The following is a 23,615-nucleotide window of genomic DNA, read 5'->3' as shown; positions in this document are numbered from 1 at the left end:
GAAAATTCTTTATTTGTTATTTTAATTACTTTAAAGCATAATTCCAACACTTCATCTTAAGTAATAAACGAATTTCTAAATGAATAATTGCATATAGCTCAGAAATGGAGACAGAAAAAGTGCCCAAATTTTTTGTTCAATATCCACCGCTAGAAATGATCTCTTGGTTAATTTTTCTCGTTCTTATTGCACTTTTAGTTAATTTTTTAGCACGCATCTTACTTATTAATGGAAAAAAACAACTTGCTGCTTTTCTACACAAAAATACAACAACCGACATTGAAAATATTACTAAGTATATAGCTCATATTGCGTCAGCTTTTATTCTTTCAACCGGTATCAATTTTATACCGGCATTGCCTAATGTACTCAGTATGATTATCAAGAATGTTTCTAATGCGTTTATCATTTTTATCGTTGCTTTAACAATTTCTGCTCTTTTTAATATTATTAATACCTTTTACGAACAAAGACCTACATCAAGGTTAAAACCAATAAAAGGGTACATTCAAATAGCCAAAATTGCGCTTTTTACTCTTACTGCTATTTTTATATTGGCCACATTAATAGACCGCTCACCACTTATCCTTTTCTCTGGTCTTGGTGCAATGGCAGCTGTTTTGATTTTGATCTTTCAAGACACGTTGCTTTCTCTTGTTGCAGGAATTCAAATTTCATCTACCGATATGGTACGCGTTGGAGATTGGATTGAAATTCCTAATCTCGGTGCAGATGGTGATGTTATTGAGATTGCGCTTCATACTGTAAAAGTTCAAAATTTTGATAAAACAATTACTACAGTCCCTATTCGTAAACTTGTAACTGATCCTTTCAAAAATTGGCGTGGTATGCAAGAATCAGGTGGAAGACGTATTAAAAGATCCTTACTTATTGATCAAGCAAGTATACGCTTTCACACGAAAGAAGAAGAGGAATATTTGGCACGATTTAATCTACTAGAAAAATACTTTGCACAAAAAATACCCGAAATTAATGAATGGAATGCTCGCTTAGAAAAAAATCACGATGTACTCGCCAATACTCGCCGTTTAACTAATATCGGTACCTTTCGTGCTTATGTTTTATCTTATTTAAAAGAGCATCTAAATATTAAAAAAAATGCGACTTTAATAACACGACAATTACCTCCTACTCCAAATGGTTTACCCCTAGAGATTTATTGCTTTACGAATACCACCATTTGGGAAGAATATGAACAAATTCAAGCTGATATTTTTGATCATCTTTATTCTATTCTCCCTGATTTTGGTCTCAAACTTTTTCAAAATCCATGTGGCTATGACTTGACACGTGCAGGTTATAATCTAAAATATACATTGGAAACAAAATAAAATAATAATCTATTCTATTTTAGAAAAACAAATAATACTCTCAAATTCTTACCTAAAAGATCCTTTTCATAAACAAACAGCTAATAATTACCTCGTTGAAACAACAATTATCTTTGCTGTATGGATTGTATTCAATCATTGATTAAGAAAAACAACAAAAAACTATAATAAACTTCTAAACAACAAGCTCTCTTTAAATAACTCAACAGATAAATCTTGACCTTGAAACAACTTACTCTAGTTTTTACTTTAAGTTCAAAGATAACAGTTTAAGTTTAGACATAGGAGAGTAGAATGGAAAATACATATATTGGCTGGATTTTAGCTATTATTATTGGTGGACTCTCAGGTTGGGTTGCACAACATTTTATGAATAGCCGAACAGGAATATTTTTAAATATTATCCTGGGTATTGTTGGTTCTGCATCAGCAAGCTTCCTTCTAAGTTTTTTAAAAATCAATTTTGCTGGTTGGTTTGGTTATTTGATTTCAGGTTTTATTGGAGCCTGCATTCTTATATGGATTGGCCGAAAAATTCGATCATAAAACATTTATTCATTTTTTAAACGGTGTTTTTATTACTTTCTTAAAGAAAATAAGCCTTTATTATGTAATTGTAGCTATCACAACCCGGTAAGATAATCACTCTGTTTACAACTCTTATACAACACTACCTATTACAAAATATGAGCTAAAAAAATGGAAAATAAAAAAATGAAAAACTTACTACTTTTAAAATCTTATGTCTAACTTCTTTCTTGTGCATCTCTGTGCTATACTCATATTGACGGTGTGTATTCTCCAATAATCAGTTTGAGATGTGGAATAGAACGATTAGAGACATAAGAGTTTCTGCTTTTCAAAAATTAATTAGCTACCTGATCAAGACCATTTAGTACATACTGAACCGCAATGTGAATGTTTTATAAAGGATAATGAATTAGAAGAGGAGGCTGATCACCCTCTAAACAGTTCACACTACTGGTTACACTAAATTGTGCTAATGGGAGATAATCGACCTTGGCTACTGGGACGTACAGTCATAACAAAAGAAATGCTCGATCATAATCAAGCTCTAATGCATTTAGAAAACGTACCATTGGAACGTCATTTGCTTAGCAATAATGAATTAACCCGTGATTATATTCACCTTTGGCCAACAAGGGGCATTTGTGGATATGCTGTTCTCGTCTTCGTCTAATAGGTAAACCGCTGATTATAATTGAAATTTTTTTAAAAGATTTAAAGTTATATACATCACAAGCTTTCTATAATAAAATAGGAATGTTTTGTCTTCATACCAGCAAATAATCATAGCTTTTCCATTTAAAAATCTTTCCACGACATAACTTGTTGCCGAGTTGAATTATTTTATCAATATCACACAGCTACCAATTATCTGAGAAAAATATAACAATTTTAAAACGCTCTGGTATATTTTTTGACTTTAGTGTTTCACAAAGATTATTATTAACTTTAGAAAATGATATCTTACATACCGTTTCTTTATTGTATCGCGATTTTTTCATTTATGTATTTCGTTTTCTTTAAAGCCTAACGAAATCGCATTCAATTTCTTTTCCATAACGCTGATGAAACAAAATTCACAACTAACAGTCCTCTTATTAATTTTTTTATTTCATTTCAAGTAACTGATTTTTCGATAAATACTGCTTTCTTACGTTGTCGAATTATTTTAACTAAAATAATTGTGTCCAACTATCATTCATTTCCAACTTTACTCATTTTTTAGCTGTAGCATATACAAAAATATCTTTCACTCTATTTCTTCTAATCGATTTTGTCCGTCATATTAACTGCAGTTATGATACATAAATTCATCCAATTTATTTAAATGAAAGCAAAAACCCTCATCAATTTTTAAATACCCTGTAATGCAGAATAAAAAAAATAATTCATAATACAGTTTTAGAAAACTTAAAAACTGATCTTTACCTCCTCACAGAATATACTTATACTTTAATGCCAATCAGAAAATTACAATAACAATATACAGCATTTATTATAGTTGCGCGGTTTTTGCTCGACTTTGATTATTATGCCTTCAGATAGTAAATTGTGAGCACAAACGATGATACAAACCACCTCGTTTCCCAGTCCTTGGAGCATAAATAAACCTACAGCTCTTCTGGTTTTAGCCGATGGAACAGTGATTGAAGGTAAAGGTGCAGGATCTACAGGAATTGTTGAAGCGGAAGTATGCTTTAATACCGCCATAACAGGCTATGAAGAAATTCTCACAGACCCATCATATACAGGGCAAATTGTTAATTTCACTTTTCCTCACATTGGTAATGTAGGAACTAATCGAGAAGATATTGAAGACCTTACCCCCCTCAATTACCATGGCGCAGTTGGTGCCATTTTCAAAGCGGATATTACTGGTCCTTCTAACTACCGCGCACGTGAGAATCTAAATCAATGGCTTAAAGAACGCAAAATTATTGCACTTTACGATATTGATACACGAGCACTAACCACTCTTATCCGTGAAAAGGGTGTACCAAATGCTATAATTGCTCACGATCCAAACGGAAATTTTGATGTAAATGCTTTAAAAAAGCGTATACAAAAATGGTCTGGTCTTATCAACCTTGATCTTGCAAAAGAAGTAACATCCAAACAATTGATAGAATGGAATGAAAAACCGTGGATATGGAATAAAGGTTATAGTTTAAATAGCAAACGTAATTTTCATATTGTCGCAATTGACTATGGCATTAAACGCAATATTCTTCGTCTTATATCGGCTTTAGGCGCACGTGTAACTATTGTGCCAGCATCTACAAATGCAGATGAAATCCTATCTATGAATCCTGATGGTATTTTTCTTTCCAATGGTCCAGGAGATCCAAATGCTACGGCTAAATATGCTGTTCCAACCATCAAAACATTCATTGATTGCAACATACCACTTTTTGGCATATGCCTTGGTCACCAGCTTCTTTCTCTTGCTGTAGGAGCGAAAACTATAAAAATGCATCAAGGGCATCATGGTGCTAATCATCCTGTTAAAGATTTTACTACTGGCAAAGTAGAAATTGTATCAATGAATCATGGTTTTACTGTAGATAAAACATCACTACCACAACATGTTGAGGAAACACATATTTCCCTCTTTGATGGTTCAAATTGTGGCATTCGAATTCTTGAAAAGCCGATTTTCTCTGTTCAATATCATCCCGAAGCTTCGCCTGGGCCTCAAGACAGCCATTATCTCTTTCAACGTTTTCGCAACTTGATTGTAGATTATAAAAAAACAACCTAATCATATAATTTTTATGTCCAGATTTTTCTTAAAATTCGCATAAAAGCCTGTATCTTTTGTAAACTAGTATAAGCAGTTCCTGAACATTTACCAAAAATACCCTTCTGATCATATTGGGAATCATAAGCATAGAGAGATAATTTATCTATAAACTGCCATAACTCAAAAAAATAATACTATGATCACTCTCAAGCCCGTCTAACATAAAACTTGACTCAACAGCATTACAGCCAAAATTAGCTCAAGCTATATTTAAACATAAATTAAACTTGAAATATAATGTTAATTATCATCATAACTACACACAAAAAAATATTTTATAACATTTTTATCTTAGCATAAGAATAATGCTTTAAATGCCTCCTCTTTTAGCTAACATTACTGGGCTCAATTAACTACTTTCATCATTTGATTTTGACAGCATTTAATCACTATTTATAAAAACACATTATTTGAAAGCATTATCCCCAAAGAAAAAGTATAAAAAAGGCATTTTAGGGATTACTTTCTTGGTCTATTAACCTATAAAGCAAGTTTAGCCAAAATTTAATACTCTGCCTACCGCAATTGCGCACGGGTGTTTGTCATAGGAAAAAGCCATGCCAAAACGCACAGATATAAAATCTATTCTTATCATTGGAGCAGGTCCTATTATTATTGGTCAAGCATGTGAATTTGACTATTCAGGTACACAAGCCTGTAAGGCTTTAAAAGAAGAAGGTTACCGAATTATTTTGGTGAACTCTAACCCTGCCACCATTATGACTGATCCGGATTTAGCAGATGCAACCTATATTGAGCCTATTACTCCAGAAATAGTTGCAAAAATTATCGCTCATGAACGTCCAGATGCGCTTTTACCAACCATGGGAGGACAAACAGCACTTAATACCGCTTTATCTTTAAAGCGAATGGGAATTTTAAACCGTTATAATGTTGAAATGATTGGTGCCAATGCTGATGCTATTGATAAGGCAGAGGATCGTGCTTTATTTCGCAAAGCAATGGCAAAAATTGGTTTAGAAACACCTCGTTCTATGTTAGCTAATGCAACTGAGCTCAAAGAAGAAAATCGCCGGTTATATGAAAAAGCATATAATAAACTTAAAAACGAACTTTCTGGTGATGAATTTGATCAAGCGTTAGAAAAGCTTGAACAGGATTGGTGCAGTGCAGAAGCTAATCGCAAACAACATTATATAGCACATGCCACCGCAAAAGCGGTTCAAGCTCTTGATATTATCGGACTTCCAGCCATTATCCGTCCCTCATTTACACTTGGTGGCACAGGCGGTGGCATTGCTTACAACCGCTCTGAATTTTACGAAATTATCGAACGTGGACTTGAAGCTTCACCAACAACGGAAGTTTTGATTGAAGAAAGTATTTTGGGATGGAAAGAGTATGAAATGGAAGTTGTTCGTGATCAAAAGGATAACTGTATCATTATCTGCTCCATTGAAAACATTGATCCTATGGGTGTTCATACCGGTGATTCTATTACTGTTGCTCCTGCTCTCACCTTAACCGATAAAGAATACCAAATTATGCGCAACGCCTCAATTGCGGTGCTTCGTGAAATTGGTGTTGAAACCGGTGGATCTAACGTGCAGTTTGCCGTCAATCCTGAAAATGGTCGCTTAATTGTTATTGAAATGAACCCACGTGTTTCTCGTTCTTCAGCACTTGCTTCAAAAGCAACCGGTTTTCCAATTGCAAAGATAGCAGCTAAGTTAGCAGTTGGTTATACACTTGACGAATTAAAAAATGATATTACAGGCGGTGCAATACCAGCATCATTTGAACCTTCTATTGACTATATTGTCATCAAGATCCCTCGTTTTGCCTTTGAAAAATTTCCTGGTTCATCGTCTGTCTTAACTACCGCGATGAAATCTGTGGGAGAAGTTATGGCAATCGGTCGTACTTTCCAAGAATCTTTACAAAAAGCACTCCGTGGACTTGAAACAGGTCTTACGGGTCTTGATGAAATCATACTCCCTGAACATGCTGAAGGTGATGAAAAAAATTCTATCCGTTCGGCTATTGCCATCCCAAGCCCCGATCGTTTACGTTATGTAGCACAAGCAATGCGTATAGGCTTACCCTTGAGCGAAATTCACCAAATAAGCAAAATTGACCCATGGTTTTTAGAACAAATACAATCCATCATCGAAATAGAACAGCGTATCCGTATCCATGGGCTTCCCCATGATGCAGATAATTTACGCATGTTAAAAGCTATGGGGTTTTCAGATGCGCGCTTAGCAAAGCTCACTGAAAAAACACCAGATTATATTTTTGCCTTACGCCAATCACTTAATATTAAACATGTTTTCAAACGAATTGATACCTGTGCAGCTGAATTTTCTTCACCTACAGCTTATATGTATTCAACATATGAAAAACCTTTTGCAGGTATGGAATGCTCAGAAGCAAACATTTCTGAACGCAAAAAAGTTGCTATCTTAGGTGGTGGTCCAAACCGAATTGGTCAAGGCATTGAATTTGACTATTGTTGTTGTCATGCAGCCTCAGCCTTGCGTGATGCAGGCTTAGAGGCTATCATGATTAACTGCAATCCTGAAACTGTCTCAACTGATTATGATACCTCTGATCGTCTTTATTTTGAACCTTTAACAACTGAAGATGTTCTAGCAATTTTAAAAACAGAGCAGGAAAAAGGTGAATTAGTCGGAGTTATTGTTCAATTTGGCGGACAAACACCGTTGAAATTAGCAAGCGCACTCGAAAAAAATAACATCCCTATTTTAGGTACCTCACCTGACGCTATTGATCTTGCAGAGGACAGAGATCGTTTTCAAAAATTTCTGTTCAAACTTAATTTAACACAACCCAAAAATGGTATTGCTTATTCAATTGAACAAGCACAACTCATAGCTCATGAACTGGATTTTCCATTAGTTGTACGCCCCTCTTATGTTTTAGGTGGACGTGCTATGCAAATTATTCGAGATAAGCGTGATTTGCAGAATTACTTGTTCGAAATAGTTCCTGAATTAGTACCAGAAGATATCAAAGCTTATTATCCTCACAACAAAATTGATCAGCTTAATACATTGCTTTGTAAAAATCCACTTCTATTTGATACCTATATAACAGAAGCCATAGAAATTGATGTTGATTGTTTGTGTGATGGAGAAGAAACACTCGTTGTTGGTATTATGGAACACATTGAAGAAGCAGGTATCCATTCTGGTGATTCAGCGTGTTCTTTACCAATCCGCACACTTTCACATGAACTGGTTAATGAATTAGAAAATCAAACCAAAGCTTTAGCAAAAGCACTACACGTTTGTGGTTTGATGAATGTACAATATGCTATTAAAAATGAAACAATTTACGTCTTAGAAGTCAATCCTCGTGCTTCGCGTACTGTTCCATTTGTTGCAAAAACCATTGGTCGACCAATTGCTAAAATCGCCACACGTATTATGGTCGGAGAAAGCCTCCATAATGCACTTAAAGTTTATGGTGGATTACCTTCCAAGCTACAAAAACATATTGCTGTTAAAGAAGCAGTTTTTCCCTTTTCGCGTTTTTCAGGTGTAGATACACTCCTTGGTCCTGAAATGCGTTCAACTGGTGAAGTAATGGGGCTTGATCATGATTTTGCTCTTGCTTTTGCTAAAGCGCAAATTGGAGCTGGTATCGATCTTCCCAAAGAGGGTACTTTATTTGTTTCTGTTAGAGATGAAGATAAAGAACGTATCTTAAAACCTGTCAAATGCTTAATTGATCTTGGTTTTTCTGTTTTAGCAACAAGTGGAACACAAAAATTTCTTGCTGAAAATGGTGTTAAAGCAGAAAAAATTAATAAAGTTCTAGAAGGTCACCCTCACATTGAAGATGCTATTCGTAATCTAAAAGTTCAATTAATTTTCAATACAACTAATACTGCCAGTGCCATCTCAGATTCCAAATCATTGCGCCACGCAGCACTTATGCAAAAAGTTCCTTACTACACAACAGTAGCTGGAGCTGAAGCCGTAGCAAAAGCTATTCAAGCGCTTAAAACCAACAATCTTGAAGTTTGCTCTTTGCAAAACTACTTTACTTAAAATTTTTTCTATGCACCACAAAAGTGTGATATCTTTATTAATCTTTGATAATTACAAAGAGGGGTTAATGCAGCTTGCTTTATATCAAAAAATCTTTTATAGTATTTTCTATCGTATTTTTGGTTACGTGACTTTCTTTTCTGTGCAATTGCACTTCTGACGAAATTTCTCCTGTCCAATTTCGATTTAAACTTGTAGTGAGAATTTTAAATCTCAGTGCATAATATATATTACTTAAGGAGTTTCCTATGTCTACAGGAACAGTTAAATGGTTCAATACAACCAAAGGTTTTGGTTTTATTCAACCTAATGATGGAAGTGCAGATGTGTTTGTACACATTTCTGCTGTTGAGCGCTCTGGTTTACATTACCTTAATGAAGGACAAAAGATCTCTTATGATATTCTTCAAGATCGTCGTTCAGGAAAATTTTCTGCTGGAAATCTTTCTGCTCTTTAAAGTCTGCTTCTTTCATAAAACATCTCGCCTTCATAGGCGAGTTTTTTATTTGTTATAAAATATTGATTATTCTCTCTTCACAATTATTAAATTGTTCTCGTATTTTATTTAAATCAGTCATAACTAATTATAACAAGTCTAAAAAAATAAAAAACATCAACCAATAACTGTGAAAAATTTTATTATTGAAAATAACAAAAAACTCAAAAATAAGAAACTTAATAAAATCACAATGATCTACAAATCAAAAAAATTACTAATATTAGGGGATATAAAATAATAAATATTAGTGTGTACATTGTGTAGACATATAAAAATTTTCTATTCAATCAACTTGATCTATTTAGGTTTATCTACCAATTATAACCCTTCAATCAGGGTATCTGTATAATTTGATATGCCTCGTAAAAAACAAAGTAGATTCTTCATCATCAATATAAAACAAGATTTATTTTTCCAAATTTCCTCAGTGTAAAAAATTAAAATCATTAAATCTGAGTCTAAAATAAAATTTTCTAACAGTTTTCTTGCAGTTTTGTGTTTTTTACGACATAATCTTTTCTTTTTATAACGAAGAGTTACCTGCCTATATTATATAAAGGAATTGAAACGATGGGTTTTATTGCTGATCAGCTTTTTTACATCAAACCATCTGCAACAATTGCTGTAGCTCAAAAGGCCCGTGCTCTAAAAGCTTTAGGTCGTAATATCATCTCTTTAAGCGCTGGAGAACCAGATTTCGATACACCAGATAATATCAAAAATGCTGCTATTGAAGCTATTCGGCGTGGGGAAACAAAATATACACCAATATCCGGTATTCCAGAATTGCGTCAAGCTATTTCTGGAAAGTTTAAAAGAGAAAATAATCTTACTTATACACCAGAACAAATCATTGTGGGGACTGGTGGCAAACAAATTCTTTTTAATGCATTAATGGCAACTTTAAATAAAGATGATGAAGTTATCATTCCGTCTCCTTATTGGGTCAGTTATCCTGAAATGGTTGCTCTTAACGGTGGTAAATCTATTTTCGTAGAAACGAAAGCTGAATTTTTTTATAAACTTCAACCACAAGATCTAGAAACTGCTATCACCCCAAAAACTAAATGGTTTATTTTTAATTCTCCCTCAAATCCATCAGGTGCTGCTTACACGCATGATGAATTAAAAAAATTAACCGATGTTTTAATAAAATATCCTCATATTCATATTCTCACTGATGATATATATGAGCATCTAACATATGGAGATTTTACCTTTGTAACTCCAGCTCAAGTGGAACCGCAACTATATGGCCGTACACTGACTATGAATGGTCTTTCAAAAGCTTATTCTATGACGGGGTGGAGAATTGGCTATGCAGGTGGTCCGTATGAATTAATTAAAGCTATGGACATCATTCAAGGCCAACAAACATCTGGTACAAGTTCCATTTCACAATGGGCAGGTGTAGAGGCACTTAATGGCCCTCAAGATTTTATAGCGAAAAATAAAAATATTTTTCAAAAACGTCGGGATCTTGTTGTTTCCATGCTCAATCAAGTTCCTGATATTAACTGCCGAACACCTGAAGGTGCATTTTATGTCTATCCTTCTTGTGCAAAGCTTATTGGTAAAAAAACTCCTCAAGGTCAAATTATTGCTAATGATGAAGATTTCGTAACAGCCCTTTTGGAAACAGAATTTGTTGCTGTCGTTCATGGATCTGCTTTTGGACTCGGACCAGCATTTCGTATTTCCTATGCAACGTCAGATGAAATACTCGAAGAAGCTTGTTTTCGTATCCAGCGTTTTTGTAATAGTTTACACTAATTTTCTAACAATTATCATCTGTTCAAGCAGTTATATAATCGGTATGGAGGATATTATTAACCTTATTCAGCACATCTTTTAATATCGCAATCAAAGATACTCAGAATTACTATTATAGTAAGGTATTTTTTATTCCCTCAGTTAAGTCTAATATCTAGACATTAAATATCTTCGTGGTATTAATGAATCAAAAAATAAATGACAGTTCTTGTTTATCGAAATTTTTTAAAAGAGATAAAAAATTATTTTATTATTCAATATGAACGATAAATTAGCTCAATAAAAAATATAGAAGTTAAGTAACATAAGTTCATGATTGGCAATACTTTTTGAGACTTTCGAAATTTCTCAAACCTCTGAAATTTTAAAGAGCGTTTATAAGATGCATTAAAATAAAAGATAGTCGCAAAGAAATAACAGAAATTTCCAATAAGGTAGGATTTCGTGTGTCTTTTGATTACTTCTCTAAGCAAAAAGGTGATTTGTAAATTTTGTATTCTCTTTAGTGTTATAAATTTTTTAGATTTGTAAAAATAAGTGACAATTAATTCTTCATAATTTTAAAAATAAAATTAACTATAGAAAAAATTTAAAGAGATATTTTTCAGAAATAAAAAAGCCGGACGAATGTCCGGCAAATCGACGAGATCCTGAGAAATAAAATTAATCTCATAGATATTTACAGGGAAAACTCAACAAAACGCACTCAGATGAAACATAATCAAGAGGTAATATTTTGTCCCATTTTACAAAAATAAATATAATAAATATTTAAGCAAATCTGCTATGTAATAACCACATAACTTACTAGATTTTTTCACCTCTACTATTCAATAGTCTATAAAACATTATTTAAAATGACCATTTACGCGCTTTTAAAAAGATATAATCTCTAAAAGCATTTAACTTTGCTGAATTCCTCAAAGCAACAGAATAACAAAAAAAAGTATCAAAAGAAGGAATATCACTCATATCAGGAAAAATACGTATAAGTTTCTCATCGTTATTCACAATATAATCAGGAAGTACAGCAATACCAAGGTCAAGCATAAGTGCATTTTTGATTGAAATAATATTATTAATTTGCAATATTGAAACGCGCACAGAGTCATCGCTTTTTCCGGCTTTTTCTAACCAATTCAAACCAACCAAATAAGGCGGTACAGGCTCTCCAAATGAAATAATACGATGTTCATCTAGTTCAGATAATTTTTCCGGCTTACCGTAATTTGCAATATAATTTTCTGAAGCATAAACATGCATATGAACTGTAAATAATTTTCTTTGTATAAGATCAGGCTGTTGGGGTTGACGTAAACGAATAGCACAATCTGCATAACGCATTGTCAAATCAAGCTCTTCATCATCAAACAAGAGCTGAATCTGCATATCAGGATAGAGACTCAAAAATTCAGGCATACGCTCTGCAAGCCACCCTGCTCCCATTCCAAAAGTTGATGTTACGCGTAAACGTCCTGTTGGTTTTTCACAGCTTTCACTTAATTGTAAACGTGCATTTTCAAGCTTCATCAAAATATCATAAGCTGTGCGATAAAGTATTTCTCCCTGCTCTGTTAAAATTAAACCACGCGCATGACGCTGAAATAAAGCTACTCCAACATCTTGTTCTAAAGATGAAACCTGCCTCGAGATTGCTGATTGAGATAAATGAAGCTTTTGAGCTGCATGCGTAAAAGAACCTGCCTCTGCCGCAGCATGAAAAATTCTTAATTTATCCCAATCTAATGGCGCTGACACAATTTCCCTCTTACATTTTCTGATTTTGTTTATAAAAACTACTTTTTAGACATATATCTATGAATCTAAAAACCGCTCCACCTCTAATGCTGCCATACATCCTCTTCCTGCAGCAGTTATAGCTTGACGGAATACATCATCAGCGACATCCCCTGCAGCAAAAACGCCAGCAATACTCGTTGCAGTCGAATCAGGTGCCGTCCATAAGTATCCTCCCGATTTTTGTCTTAATTGCCCTTCAAACAAAGAAACAGAGGGATCATGGCCAATAGCAATAAATATTCCATCCGCATCCACCTGTATTTCTTGACCTGTTTTTGTATTTCTTAGACGCGCACCTGTCACAACAGCTCCCGTTGGAGACTGAGCAGGCAAACCAACAATTTCTTCCACTGTGTGATCCCAAATAACGCGAACATTATCACGAGAAAATAATCTGTCTTGTAAGATTTTTTCTGCCCGAAAATGATCTCGCCGATGAACCACAGTTACACTTTTAGCTAAATGAGATAAATAAAGAGCTTCTTCAACAGCTGTGTTTCCGCCACCTACCACAATTACATCTTTACAGCGATAAAAAAAACCATCACATGTAGCACAAGCGGAAACACCACCACCCATAAAAATTTTTTCACTTTCCAAACCAAGCCAGCGCGCTTGCGCTCCTGTTGCAATAATTAACGCATCACAACAATATTGTGTTCCTGAATCCCCAAATAAAATAAAAGGACGTTCTGATAAATCAGCCCTTACAATATTATCATAAATAATTTTTGTACCCATATTTTCTGCTTGTTTTGCCATTTGTTCCATCAACCATGGCCCCTGAATTGGATCGGCAAAACCTGGATAATTTTCAACATCAGTTGTAATTGTAAGCTGCCCTCCTTGCTGCATTCCAGTAATCAATACTGGTTTAAGCATTGCTCTAGCAGCATAGACTGCCGCTGTATAACCAGCAGGCCCAGAACCAATAATAAGAACACGAACATGCAATTGCACCATAAAACTCCTTTTTTCTCAGCTTTTCATTACACTCTACAAATTTATGACAAAATGCTGTCTTTAAAAACACATTTTTTAAGAACTCGAATTATGGTAAAGTCATATTTTTCAAAGTTTATTAAAAAGTTTGTTAAAAGGTGCATTGCCAATTTATAATAGTTTGCTTAGTATAAGCATTAAGTTTATATTACATAAGCGTATAAATTCTAATTAGGTAAAAATCACAAAAAAATAAAAAACAAGGAGCTACTATTTCTCAATTTATTATTAATATTTGCGCACGGTTTGCGTTAATCATGGGAGGGACTATGCTTTTGCCGGCTCTTGCAGATTTGCGTGATGGTAACCATAATTGGACAATTTTTCTCTATCCTTGTGCTACTACCACTGTATTAGCGACACTTATTCTTTTAGCAACTAGAGGTGCCACCTGCCGTTTTTCAGCACGGCTTAGTTTTACACTGACCCTTTGTCTTTGGCTAACAGGAAGTATAGTAGGTGCTCTTCCTTTTTATATTTCCTCACTCCCAATTTCCTTAGCAGGAGCAATTTTCGAATCTATCTCTGGGATTACAACGACAGGATCTACAGTTATTACTGGCCTTGATTATTTATCACGAAGCATTTTATTATGGCGTTCCATCATATGCTGGATTGGAGGTATTGGCTTTATTGGCTTAGCTTTATTACTTTTGCCCTCATTACGAGTTGGAGGTATACAACTTTTCCACATGGAATCATCTGACAAATCGGAAAAAATATTACCCCGTATTCACCAAATCGCTAATGGGATTATTATTGCCTATATTGGATTAACACTAGCTTGCATGCTCTCCTATTTTGCCGCTGGCATGACCTTGTTTGATGCTATCAACCATGCAATGACAACAATAGCAACAGCTGGTTTCTCAACCCATGATGCCTCGTTTGGCTATTTTTCTGACAAGCCAGCTATTCTAATTGTTGCCACAATCTTCATGTTGCTCTCTGCGTTACCTTTTGTTCTTTATATTAAATTATTACTTCCTGGATACTCTAAACGTTCCATAGATCCACAAGTTATCGTTTTCCTCAGTATTGTTTTTCTGTTTAGTTTTGCTCTAGCAACATGGTTGCGATTTCATAATCATCTGCCTTTCCAAAAAATTTTTCTTGATGTCATTTTTCATCTTACATCTGTTATTAGTACCACTGGTTATAGCGCTGAAGACTATCAACTTTGGGGACCTTTTGCGCTTGGTATTTTCTTTATTGTTTCTTTTACGGGTGGCTGCGCTGGTTCTACCTCCGGAGGAATAAAAATTAATCGTTTAATTATCTTATGGCGTATTGCACAAACAAATATGACACAACTTCTTTCCCCTAATGCAATTGTAAAAGTGCGCTATGACCGCTCAAATATCTCTAATGATATTACTAAAGCAGTATTGCTTTTTTTGTGCCTTTATATGTTCTGTCTTCTTATTGGTACTGCACTTTTGCTCGCTACTGGACTTGATTTTACTTCTGCCTATACAGGTGCCTTAACAGCACTTTCTAATATTGGTCCCGGTCTTGGAAGCATTATCGGTCCTGTTGGAAATTTCTCAACCATCAATGATCATGCCTTATGGATTTTAAGTGCTCTAATGCTTGCTGGCCGTCTTGAAATTATAACTATTTTTGTACTTTTTACCCGTTCTTTTTGGAACGAATAATTCTAATGTGCAGTTTTTATATTCATAATTTAAAATTATAAATACAGAATTATGAATGATATCCTTCTTAAAACTAATTTTAATTTAAGTTGATATAAAATGTTAAAATAGCTCTTAATAAATCAGCACATCAAAAATATTGAATAAGCATCAAAATTGGAATCTTAGAGTCATGCTTATGAATAGAATAAAATATTACTTTTAAAGTATTATTTTATTTCCACGACCCCCCAAAAATAGATTTATGAAAATTTATAGCATATTTATTTAAAATGTTCCCTCTGCAAACATTTCCTTATAAACACGCCCAATTGCTAATGCTTCTTTTTCTAAAGGAAAATGAGTACGAACATGGGTTAACGCTTTTTTCCCTGCCATTATTGTTTTTTCTAAATTAGAAAAATACAATTCTATCGCTTCTGTTAAAGCTACCCGATCTCCTGCAGAAACAACTGTTCCTGTTCCTTCTGTTACTAATTCTTCATACATTCCTGCACTACTAGCTACTACAGCAGTCTGAGATGCCATTGCCTCCAATGGTGTTAAACCAAAGCCTTCTACACGAGAGGGAGCAACATAAAGTGAAAGACGACGATACCACAAAGGTGTGTTCTGTATCTCACCAAGAAAAATAATACGATCACTTAAACCAGCAGTAGCAATTTTTTGACGTAATTGTTTTTCAAATTTATAATATTTTACTGTAGTACGACCAGCAATAATTGCTGTCCAATCTGGATATTTTGGCAATAATTCTAACATTGCATCCACAAACAAATCAGTGCCCTTCAAATAGCGTAAACGCCCAAAGCACCCTACAGCATATTTCCCAGGCAATCCAGAAGCTGAAAAACAATCATCAAAGGCTTTCGGTGGTGAAAAACGCTCAAGATCGATACCATGCATAATAACTTGATAAGGAACCTCGAGATATTCTCCAGTGCGTTTACTTGTAGCAATCACTTTATCCATGCGGCGAATTAGCCATTTTGTAAAAGGTTTATGATGGCGTTGAGATGCCGATGTAAAAATGAGTTTAAGCTTCATTTTTAAAACATCACGCAGAAAAACCCCACAAAACATCTCAATATTGCGTCGTGCATGCCAAATTCGAAATGATTTTTCTATTGGACTTTTCCATAGACCAAAAATATCTTTAAAAGAAAGAGCAGGCAAATTTTTCGGCAATCCTATCCCTAAAGTGGATATATAAATACCCTGTTTTCGTTGCAATGGAATAAGGTGAATGATCGTCGTTGTTACCCCTGATAAACGTTTTTTAAAGTGTGGAATAATAATATCAGTTTTTTTCAAAGACATGTGCATAATAACTAGATATATTGAATTTTAATAATTTCATAATTATGCGCACCACCTGGTGCATTGACTTCAATTACATCACCTTCTTGTTTACCAATCAGTGCTCGTGCAATAGGGGAAGAAATAGAAATCTTACCAGTTTTCACGTCAGCTTCTTGATCACCAACGATCTGGTAAACTTTTCTCTCTTCAGTATCTTCATCCAAAAGATTAATAGTGGCTCCAAATTTAATTCTGTCACCTGAAAGACGTGAAACATTAATGACTTCTGCTCGTGCAATATAATCTTCAAGCTCATTTATACGCCCTTCATTATGGCTTTGTGCCTCTTTAGCAGCATGATACTCTGCATTTTCTGATAGATCACCATGTGCGCGTGCCTCAGAAATTGCTTCAATAATCCGTGGACGTTCTTTTTGTTGGCGCCACCGTAACTCTTCTTTGAGACTCTCAAAACCAGCTGTAGTCATCGGAACTTTTTCCATAATTCGTCCCTTTCTTGTACATAAAAGAACTTATAAATATATAAAAATCGGCCTCCAAGATGAATTTTGGAATCCGAAAATTACAGTTGCTTTTATTATATAGTACAGAAACCCTGTTTTCCATATAAAAAATTATAAAGAGCACCGAGCAATCTTTGATTAATTTTAAACTGAAATTATATTTAGACTTAAAATACTTAGCTGTATCTTTGTTATTATCAATGGTTCAAAGGATGCAATTGCTTTTTTTTCTATTTTATCATATTCAATAAAATGGCATTGTGCAAAAACAGAAATACAAAAATCTATTATAGAAAAGCTATTTAGAAGAAAAATGAAAAATTTGATTAATTTCTTTTTAGCTGGATCTCTTATTTTATTGGCAACAAAAGCCTACACTACAAATGCCATCATAATAAAAAATTTGAATTTCAGAACAGGACCAAGCACACAATACGCACTTCTCGGCTGGATTCCTATAAACCAATCAGTATCAATTCGAACATGCAAAGGCAACTGGTGCCAAATTGATTATAATTCACGAACAGGTTGGGTATCATCCCGTTACCTTTCATTTAAAAATGGAAATGACCTTTACCAAATATATATACAATCATCAATTACAGTACACACTTTTAATACCCAAAATAACCATCGAAAACATTACGAAGATTGTTCTCCTAAAGTTTATCAGCACTAATCCCAATCTAGCTATTGTCAAAAAAATAATTTTGACCTCATTTACCTACTACTTTTTATTAAGGAATAATAACTATCTAGGATCAGTATCACCACATAACCATTGTAACATTTACCATAATGCAATCAAAAGTTTTTTATTTTTCTTAATTATATCAGGATAACGATATAAAATATTTTTATCATGTCACATAAAAAGTCAAAAATAACTCAAAAACAATTCAATCAAGAATCAATAGATCAATCTGCAATTTCGAAGCAATGCTCTAATACAAAGATTCATACAGTTAAAAAACATGATGTTTCATTTGAAACTACAAATACTATATCCCCTAAAAAAATAACAACAAATGGCGTTACAGCGACAGTTGAAGCTCTTTCTGCACTCATCGCTTCAGGTAATCCCCTTTTTAAAAACGGTGCATTATGGACACCTCATCGCCCTATTCGTCCTGAAAAATCTGAAGGTGGAATTCCATTTCAAATTAAAACATCCTTTCAGCCTGCTGGTGACCAACCGATTGCAATTAAATCTTTAGTTGAAGGCATTGAGAAAAATGATCGCACTCAAGTGCTTCTTGGTGTTACCGGTTCAGGTAAAACATATACGATGGCCAAAATCATTGAAAAAACCCAACGCCCTGCTCTCATTTTAGCACCAAACAAAACTCTAGCTGCGCAGCTCTATGGGGAATTCAAAAACTTTTTTCCTAATAATGCTGTCGAATATTTTGTTTCTTATTATGACTATTATCAGCCAGAAGCTTATGTAGCACGATATGACACTTATATTGAAAAAGAATCCTCTATTAATGAACAAATTGATCGTATGCGCCACGCTGCAACACGCGCTGTACTAGAACGTGATGATGTTATTATTATCGCATCTGTATCTTGCATCTATGGAATTGGTTCAATAGAAACTTATACAGCAATGACTTTCCAAATGAAAAAAGGTGATAAACTCAATCAGCAAAAATTATTGACTGATTTAGTTGCTCAACAATATCAACGACAAGATACTAACTTTGTCCGCGGCTCTTTTCGTGTTCGAGGTGATATAATCGAAATTTTCCCTGCTCATCTTGAAGATCGTGCTTGGCGTATTTCACTGTTTGGTGATGAAATTGAAACAATTACTGAGTTTGATCCTTTAACAGGACAAAAAACAGGAGACCTTCGATCCATTAAAATTTATGCTAATTCGCATTATGTAACACCACGGCCAACATTAAATCAGGCGATAAAATCGATTAAAATGGAATTAGTTAAACGCCTCGATGAATTAAATGCAGCTGGTCGTCTTTTAGAAGCACAACGCTTAGAACAACGTACAATATTCGATTTGGAAATGCTAGAAACTACTGGATCCTGTCCTGGAATTGAAAACTACTCGCGCTATCTAACCGGCAGAAAACCAGGTGAACCACCTCCAACTATGTTTGAATATATTCCTAACCATGCTCTTGTTTTCATTGATGAGAGTCATGTAACAATTCCTCAAATTGGTGCTATGTATCGAGGTGACTTTCGACGGAAAGCTACTCTAGCGGAATATGGGTTTCGCTTGCCCTCTTGTATGGATAATCGCCCCTTACGCTTTGAAGAATGGGATGCAATACGTCCACAAACTATCGCTGTTTCAGCTACACCCGGACGCTGGGAAATAGAGCAATCACGCGGTATTTTTGTAGAACAAGTCATCCGTCCTACAGGGCTGATTGACCCACCAACAGAAATACGCCCAGTGAAAACACAGGTTGATGACGTTGTCAACGAAATCCGCCAGACAATCAAAAAAGGTTATCGTACATTAATAACTGTTCTCACCAAACGCATGGCCGAAGATTTAACCGAATATCTCCATGAAAAAAATATTCGTGTACGTTACATGCACTCTGATATTAATACACTAGAGCGTATTGAAATTCTTCGTGACTTACGCCTGGGCACATTTGATGTTCTAATCGGTATCAATTTACTTCGAGAAGGTTTGGATATTCCAGAATGTGGTCTTGTTGCTATCTTCGATGCTGATAAAGAAGGTTTTTTACGTTCAGAAACTTCACTTATTCAAACAATTGGACGAGCCGCACGTAATGTAGATAGTCGAGTTATCCTTTATGCTGATACAATCACTGGTTCTATAGAGCGAGCTTTGCAAGAAACAAAACGACGTCGACAAAAACAAATAACCTATAATGAAGAGCATCAAATTACACCGACTAGTATTAAAAAGAATATCGATGATTCTCTTGGTTCAGTTTACGAAAACAACTATAATGTCAATATTTCTCATTTTATTACGCAAAATAATAAAGTTGGTGACAATCTAGCTAATCATATCCAACACCTCGAAAAATTAATGCGTAAAGCAGCTGATGACCTCAACTTTGAAGAAGCTGCTCGACTTCGTGATGAAATCAAACTACTACAAGAAATAGAATTCGCCATCGCTAGTGATTCTTCAGTGTGTAATAATCAATATTCCGTTGATGAATCCACAAAATACTCAAGTTTTTTCACTAAATTAAATTTTGATTAAATGGGCTTTAATGCCATAGATATTGGTTTATTAGCAAAAGGCAAAAAAGAAAGAAAATAATCAAAAAATACTTTAAATGAGATTTAAAAAAGAAATTCTTGCAACGAATAGTTCAAAATCAATAAACTGCTACAAAATAAGACTTAGCTCTTATAAAATCTTGCTAATACAACAAAAAAATAGTAGTTTTTTTATAAAAAAGTGATGCTCAAAATATCAATAAAATATTTTTCTTTTTTTCTATTATTCACACAGCTTAATAAGCTGCTATATTCATGTCAGCTAAAAAACAACATAAGAAAATAGATTATTAAAAGAAAATGCTTGTCAAATATTCCATTTTCAAGCAATCTCTCTTTTTTAGATAAATTGCGAGCATTGGAAGATCGTATGAAAAGTCTTCTAGAAACAATTATAGGTTCCAAGTTGACAAAAAACAACAAAAAGAATGTTTTCCAAATATCGTAAATTACCTAAATATATCGTTTACGTAAGGTGCGTGATACGATTTTTGACTATCTGCCTTAACAAAGGCAATCAAATAAGGAAATATTCTATGGCTCAGACGGGCGAAGTAAAATTTTTTAACAATAACAAAGGCTTTGGTTTCATTAAACCTGATAATGGGAGTACTGATATCTTTGTTCATATTTCTGATGTCCAGGCTTCAGGTCTCACTGGATTAAACGATGCACAAAAAGTATCATTTGATATAAAGTCTGATCATCGCGGTAAAGGACCAAAAGCTATAAATATTAATGTTATGGGTTAATTTGAGCAGAGTCCGTTTTGTGAAATCGGGTCTCTACCCCGATTTCATTTTACAATGTTAAACTTATTTAAACAAAATTCTTCTTTGTTCGTTCTATCAGAATAAAATTAAGCACTGTTCAGGTTACATTCAGCTTAGAACATTTAGAGTGCGAATTAATGTAAATTTGTATAAGGAGTATTGCTATGACAAAATTGACTAAATTAGCAGTATTATCGGCAATGTCAGCGGCGACTATTTCAACACCATTAGCGACAGCGTTTGCCCAACGCACACTATATGAGGAAACAATTACTAAGAGACAAATAGAGACTAATCCTTCTCTGCATCACAGCCGAATTCATTCATCAATAAGTCATCATAAACATCACCACTCGCCACACACACACGTTCATCATGAACACCGGACATATCATCATCATCACGTCGAACATAAAAAACATCACTACCATGTTCATGAACACCATGTAAATCGTATTGACAATAATAAAGGTGATACTCTTGCTGCAGGTGTTCTAGGCCTTGCAGTAGGTACAATTCTTGGTAATGTTTTAAAACAACCTGAACAACCACAAGTTATTTATCAAATCTCACCACCAAATCAAGTAATCTATCAAGTGCAACCAACAGTAACATATCAGCCTCCCAAACCATCAAACATAAATTGGTATCAATATTGTAAACAAACATATCGTTCCTTTAATCCAAAAACAGGAACTTTTCGAGGCCATGACGGTTTAGATCACGTTTGTTATGCCCCATTACAATAACTTTCAATAACATTGAAAAACCCGCTTTAAAGCGGGTTTTTAGTACAGTAAGTCAGTTAAATTTCTTGAAGAAAAAGATTATGCTGACGTTCATAACCTATTTGACTTCCAGGCCCATGTCCACAAATAAAGCTGACATCATCGCCTAATGGTAAGACTTTTTCTTTAATCGATTTCATTAATTCTTCAGGAGAACATAATGGAAAATCAGTACGTCCAATAGAACCAAGAAAAAGCACATCACCCAATAAAGCAAAACGTTTTTTTTCATTGAAATAAATAACATGACCGGGAGAATGACCAGGCGTATGAAAGACATTGAATACATGTCCAGCAAAATCAACACTATCACCGTCTTCTAACCATTGATCAGGAATACAAACACGCGCATCAGGCATGCGATAGATTTTTGCTTTTTCACTCACATCGTCCATTACTGATTTGTCATTACGGTGTGAACCAATAATTTGAATACCCAATGCCTCTTTAACCTGCATAGCTGCGCCAACATGATCAATATGACCATGTGTTATCCAAATAGCTTCAACAATAACCCCTTTTTCTTGAATTGTTTCTTGTATCTTAAGCCAATCACCACCCGGATCAACTAAAACACCTCTTTTATTTTCATTATCAAAAAGTAAAGTGCAATTTTGTTGAAAAGGTGTAACTGGAATAATACATACACTAAAATTGCTCATTAGAACCCTTTTCAAAAATCCAATATTTTTAAATCTTTTAGTTTATAGATAACATTTCTTATGTCTTTATAAAGTAAAAAATTGTCTGCTCGACAGCTTTGTGTAACTTATGTAAAGTGCAATTTATTTAAACTGAATTTTTGTTAAGGGTTTGAATCATGACTGATCACATTCAGACTTTATGTGACAATGCACACCACCTTCTCGTAATTGATGATGATACCCGCATTCGCAATCTTTTATCTCAATTTCTTATTAAAAATGGATTTCGTGTTTCAGTCTCTGCTAATTCTGATCAAGCTAAACGTCAGCTTAAAAGTTTAGATTTTGACCTTCTTATTGTTGATGTCATGATACCTGGTGAAAACGGCATTGATCTAACCTATTCGCTCCGTCAAACAAAAAATGTTCCTATTTTAATGTTAACAGCTTTATCAGAAATAGATAATCGTATTCATGGATTAGAAGCAGGAGCAGATGATTACCTTGCCAAACCTTTTGATCCGCGTGAGCTTTTACTACGCATTAATGCCATTTTACGGCGTGGTTCATCTTCTACCCAACCAAAAATTGAACAGATTATTTTTGGACCTTATATCTTTTCAATTTCACGACGTGAACTCAAAAAAGAAGGAGAACTCATCAAACTGACAGATAAAGAACAGGAGATGATGGTTATTTTTTCTGAATATGCAGGAGATACTATTCCACGTCATAAATTTGCAATGGGTGATAATAATAGCGAGCGTTCTATTGATGTACAAATCAATCGCCTCCGTCGTAAAATCGAAAACAACCCAACAACTCCTATATGGATCCAAACCGTGAGAGGGATTGGTTATAAACTTTCAATTGAATAAGGCTTGA

The 23,615-nt window shown here is 34.4% G+C and carries 18 protein-coding genes; 13 read left to right on the top strand and 5 right to left on the bottom strand.

The genetic code is table 11. The annotated features are described in order from the left end of the window. The first annotated feature begins 119 nt into the window (after positions 1-119). The 7 genes from BJB63x_RS01015 to BJB63x_RS00985 all read left to right on the top strand — a co-directional run bounded on the left by BJB63x_RS01015 (position 120) and on the right by BJB63x_RS00985 (position 10,996). Positions 120-1,352, top strand: a complete 1,233-nt coding sequence (locus BJB63x_RS01015; protein WP_078718628.1) for a mechanosensitive ion channel family protein — start codon at positions 120-122, stop codon at positions 1,350-1,352. 294 nt (positions 1,353-1,646) lie between these two features. Then, the gene (locus BJB63x_RS01010; RefSeq protein ID WP_078718627.1) at positions 1,647-1,898 is read left to right on the top strand and encodes a GlsB/YeaQ/YmgE family stress response membrane protein; all 252 of its coding nucleotides are present in this window, start codon (positions 1,647-1,649) and stop codon (positions 1,896-1,898) included. Between the two features lie 457 nt (positions 1,899-2,355). After that, positions 2,356-2,553, top strand: a complete 198-nt coding sequence (locus BJB63x_RS06645) for a hypothetical protein (RefSeq protein WP_236823861.1) — start codon at positions 2,356-2,358, stop codon at positions 2,551-2,553. Positions 2,554-3,444: 891 nt separating this feature from the next. Then, positions 3,445-4,641, top strand: a complete 1,197-nt coding sequence (gene carA / locus BJB63x_RS01000; protein WP_078718626.1) for a glutamine-hydrolyzing carbamoyl-phosphate synthase small subunit — start codon at positions 3,445-3,447, stop codon at positions 4,639-4,641. A 599-nt stretch (positions 4,642-5,240) separates the two neighbouring features. Beyond that, positions 5,241-8,723: a carbamoyl-phosphate synthase large subunit gene (gene carB, locus BJB63x_RS00995; RefSeq protein ID WP_078718625.1), complete on the top strand. Its 3,483-nt coding sequence runs from the start codon at positions 5,241-5,243 to the stop codon at positions 8,721-8,723. A 248-nt stretch (positions 8,724-8,971) separates the two neighbouring features. After that, positions 8,972-9,181, top strand: coding sequence for a cold-shock protein (locus BJB63x_RS00990; protein WP_078718624.1), 210 nt, complete (start codon positions 8,972-8,974; stop codon positions 9,179-9,181). Positions 9,182-9,793: 612 nt separating this feature from the next. Then, entirely contained in the window at positions 9,794-10,996 is a 1,203-nt protein-coding gene (locus tag BJB63x_RS00985) for a pyridoxal phosphate-dependent aminotransferase (protein WP_078718623.1), read from the top strand. 852 nt (positions 10,997-11,848) lie between these two features. Here BJB63x_RS00985 and BJB63x_RS00980 read toward each other — a convergent pair. Both BJB63x_RS00980 and trxB read right to left on the bottom strand, forming a co-directional pair. Continuing rightward, the gene (locus BJB63x_RS00980) at positions 11,849-12,754 is read right to left on the bottom strand and encodes a LysR family transcriptional regulator (protein ID WP_078718622.1); all 906 of its coding nucleotides are present in this window, start codon (positions 12,752-12,754) and stop codon (positions 11,849-11,851) included. Positions 12,755-12,811: 57 nt separating this feature from the next. Next, positions 12,812-13,759 (bottom strand): thioredoxin-disulfide reductase, encoded by a 948-nt coding sequence (gene trxB / locus BJB63x_RS00975; RefSeq protein ID WP_078718621.1) that lies wholly within the window; start codon positions 13,757-13,759, stop codon positions 12,812-12,814. Positions 13,760-14,067: 308 nt separating this feature from the next. On the opposite strand from trxB, the gene BJB63x_RS00970 reads away from it, so the two are divergent. Beyond that, positions 14,068-15,456: a TrkH family potassium uptake protein gene (locus BJB63x_RS00970; protein WP_078718620.1), complete on the top strand. Its 1,389-nt coding sequence runs from the start codon at positions 14,068-14,070 to the stop codon at positions 15,454-15,456. 267 nt (positions 15,457-15,723) lie between these two features. Here BJB63x_RS00970 and BJB63x_RS00965 read toward each other — a convergent pair whose 3' ends face one another. Together BJB63x_RS00965 and greA are read right to left on the bottom strand one after the other, a co-directional pair. After that, positions 15,724-16,782, bottom strand: a complete 1,059-nt coding sequence (locus BJB63x_RS00965; protein WP_078718619.1) for a glycosyltransferase family 4 protein — start codon at positions 16,780-16,782, stop codon at positions 15,724-15,726. 5 nt (positions 16,783-16,787) lie between these two features. Then, complete coding sequence (gene greA / locus BJB63x_RS00960; RefSeq protein ID WP_078718618.1) at positions 16,788-17,261, bottom strand: transcription elongation factor GreA; 474 nt, start codon at positions 17,259-17,261, stop codon at positions 16,788-16,790. A 334-nt stretch (positions 17,262-17,595) separates the two neighbouring features. On the opposite strand from greA, the gene BJB63x_RS00955 reads away from it, so the two are divergent. The 4 genes from BJB63x_RS00955 to BJB63x_RS00940 all read left to right on the top strand — a co-directional run bounded on the left by BJB63x_RS00955 (position 17,596) and on the right by BJB63x_RS00940 (position 22,047). Next, the gene (locus BJB63x_RS00955) at positions 17,596-17,961 is read left to right on the top strand and encodes an SH3 domain-containing protein (protein ID WP_078718617.1); all 366 of its coding nucleotides are present in this window, start codon (positions 17,596-17,598) and stop codon (positions 17,959-17,961) included. 276 nt (positions 17,962-18,237) lie between these two features. Then, the gene (gene uvrB, locus BJB63x_RS00950) at positions 18,238-20,505 is read left to right on the top strand and encodes an excinuclease ABC subunit UvrB (protein ID WP_442855950.1); all 2,268 of its coding nucleotides are present in this window, start codon (positions 18,238-18,240) and stop codon (positions 20,503-20,505) included. 556 nt (positions 20,506-21,061) lie between these two features. Next, entirely contained in the window at positions 21,062-21,277 is a 216-nt protein-coding gene (locus BJB63x_RS00945; protein ID WP_078718615.1) for a cold-shock protein, read from the top strand. Between the two features lie 185 nt (positions 21,278-21,462). After that, the gene (locus BJB63x_RS00940) at positions 21,463-22,047 is read left to right on the top strand and encodes a BA14K family protein (RefSeq protein WP_078718614.1); all 585 of its coding nucleotides are present in this window, start codon (positions 21,463-21,465) and stop codon (positions 22,045-22,047) included. Positions 22,048-22,103: 56 nt separating this feature from the next. Here the strand turns inward: BJB63x_RS00940 and BJB63x_RS00935 are convergent, their stop codons facing one another. Then, complete coding sequence (locus BJB63x_RS00935; protein WP_078718613.1) at positions 22,104-22,748, bottom strand: MBL fold metallo-hydrolase; 645 nt, start codon at positions 22,746-22,748, stop codon at positions 22,104-22,106. Positions 22,749-22,906: 158 nt separating this feature from the next. Here BJB63x_RS00935 and BJB63x_RS00930 point away from each other — a divergent pair, with 158 nt between their 5' ends. Continuing rightward, positions 22,907-23,608, top strand: coding sequence for a response regulator (locus BJB63x_RS00930; RefSeq protein WP_078718612.1), 702 nt, complete (start codon positions 22,907-22,909; stop codon positions 23,606-23,608). The last annotated feature ends 7 nt before the right edge of the window (positions 23,609-23,615 follow it).

Source organism: Bartonella sp. JB63 (genome assembly GCF_002022665.1).
GTDB lineage: Bacteria > Pseudomonadota > Alphaproteobacteria > Rhizobiales > Rhizobiaceae > Bartonella.
This window is presented reverse-complemented; position numbering and strand designations above follow the sequence as displayed.

Coding starts and splice junctions, on each gene's coding strand:
- BJB63x_RS00955 (WP_078718617.1), top strand. CDS start 17,596: ATGAAAAATTTGATTAATTTCTTTTTAGCTGGATCTCTTATTTTATTG.
- BJB63x_RS00940 (WP_078718614.1), top strand. CDS start 21,463: ATGACAAAATTGACTAAATTAGCAGTATTATCGGCAATGTCAGCGGCG.
- BJB63x_RS06645 (WP_236823861.1), top strand. CDS start 2,356: ATGGGAGATAATCGACCTTGGCTACTGGGACGTACAGTCATAACAAAA.
- BJB63x_RS00985 (WP_078718623.1), top strand. CDS start 9,794: ATGGGTTTTATTGCTGATCAGCTTTTTTACATCAAACCATCTGCAACA.
- BJB63x_RS00930 (WP_078718612.1), top strand. CDS start 22,907: ATGACTGATCACATTCAGACTTTATGTGACAATGCACACCACCTTCTC.
- BJB63x_RS00970 (WP_078718620.1), top strand. CDS start 14,068: ATGCTTTTGCCGGCTCTTGCAGATTTGCGTGATGGTAACCATAATTGG.
- trxB (WP_078718621.1), bottom strand. CDS start 13,759: ATGGTGCAATTGCATGTTCGTGTTCTTATTATTGGTTCTGGGCCTGCT.
- carB (WP_078718625.1), top strand. CDS start 5,241: ATGCCAAAACGCACAGATATAAAATCTATTCTTATCATTGGAGCAGGT.
- BJB63x_RS01010 (WP_078718627.1), top strand. CDS start 1,647: ATGGAAAATACATATATTGGCTGGATTTTAGCTATTATTATTGGTGGA.
- greA (WP_078718618.1), bottom strand. CDS start 17,261: ATGGAAAAAGTTCCGATGACTACAGCTGGTTTTGAGAGTCTCAAAGAA.
- BJB63x_RS00965 (WP_078718619.1), bottom strand. CDS start 16,782: ATGCACATGTCTTTGAAAAAAACTGATATTATTATTCCACACTTTAAA.
- BJB63x_RS00935 (WP_078718613.1), bottom strand. CDS start 22,748: ATGAGCAATTTTAGTGTATGTATTATTCCAGTTACACCTTTTCAACAA.
- BJB63x_RS00990 (WP_078718624.1), top strand. CDS start 8,972: ATGTCTACAGGAACAGTTAAATGGTTCAATACAACCAAAGGTTTTGGT.
- BJB63x_RS00945 (WP_078718615.1), top strand. CDS start 21,062: ATGGCTCAGACGGGCGAAGTAAAATTTTTTAACAATAACAAAGGCTTT.
- carA (WP_078718626.1), top strand. CDS start 3,445: ATGATACAAACCACCTCGTTTCCCAGTCCTTGGAGCATAAATAAACCT.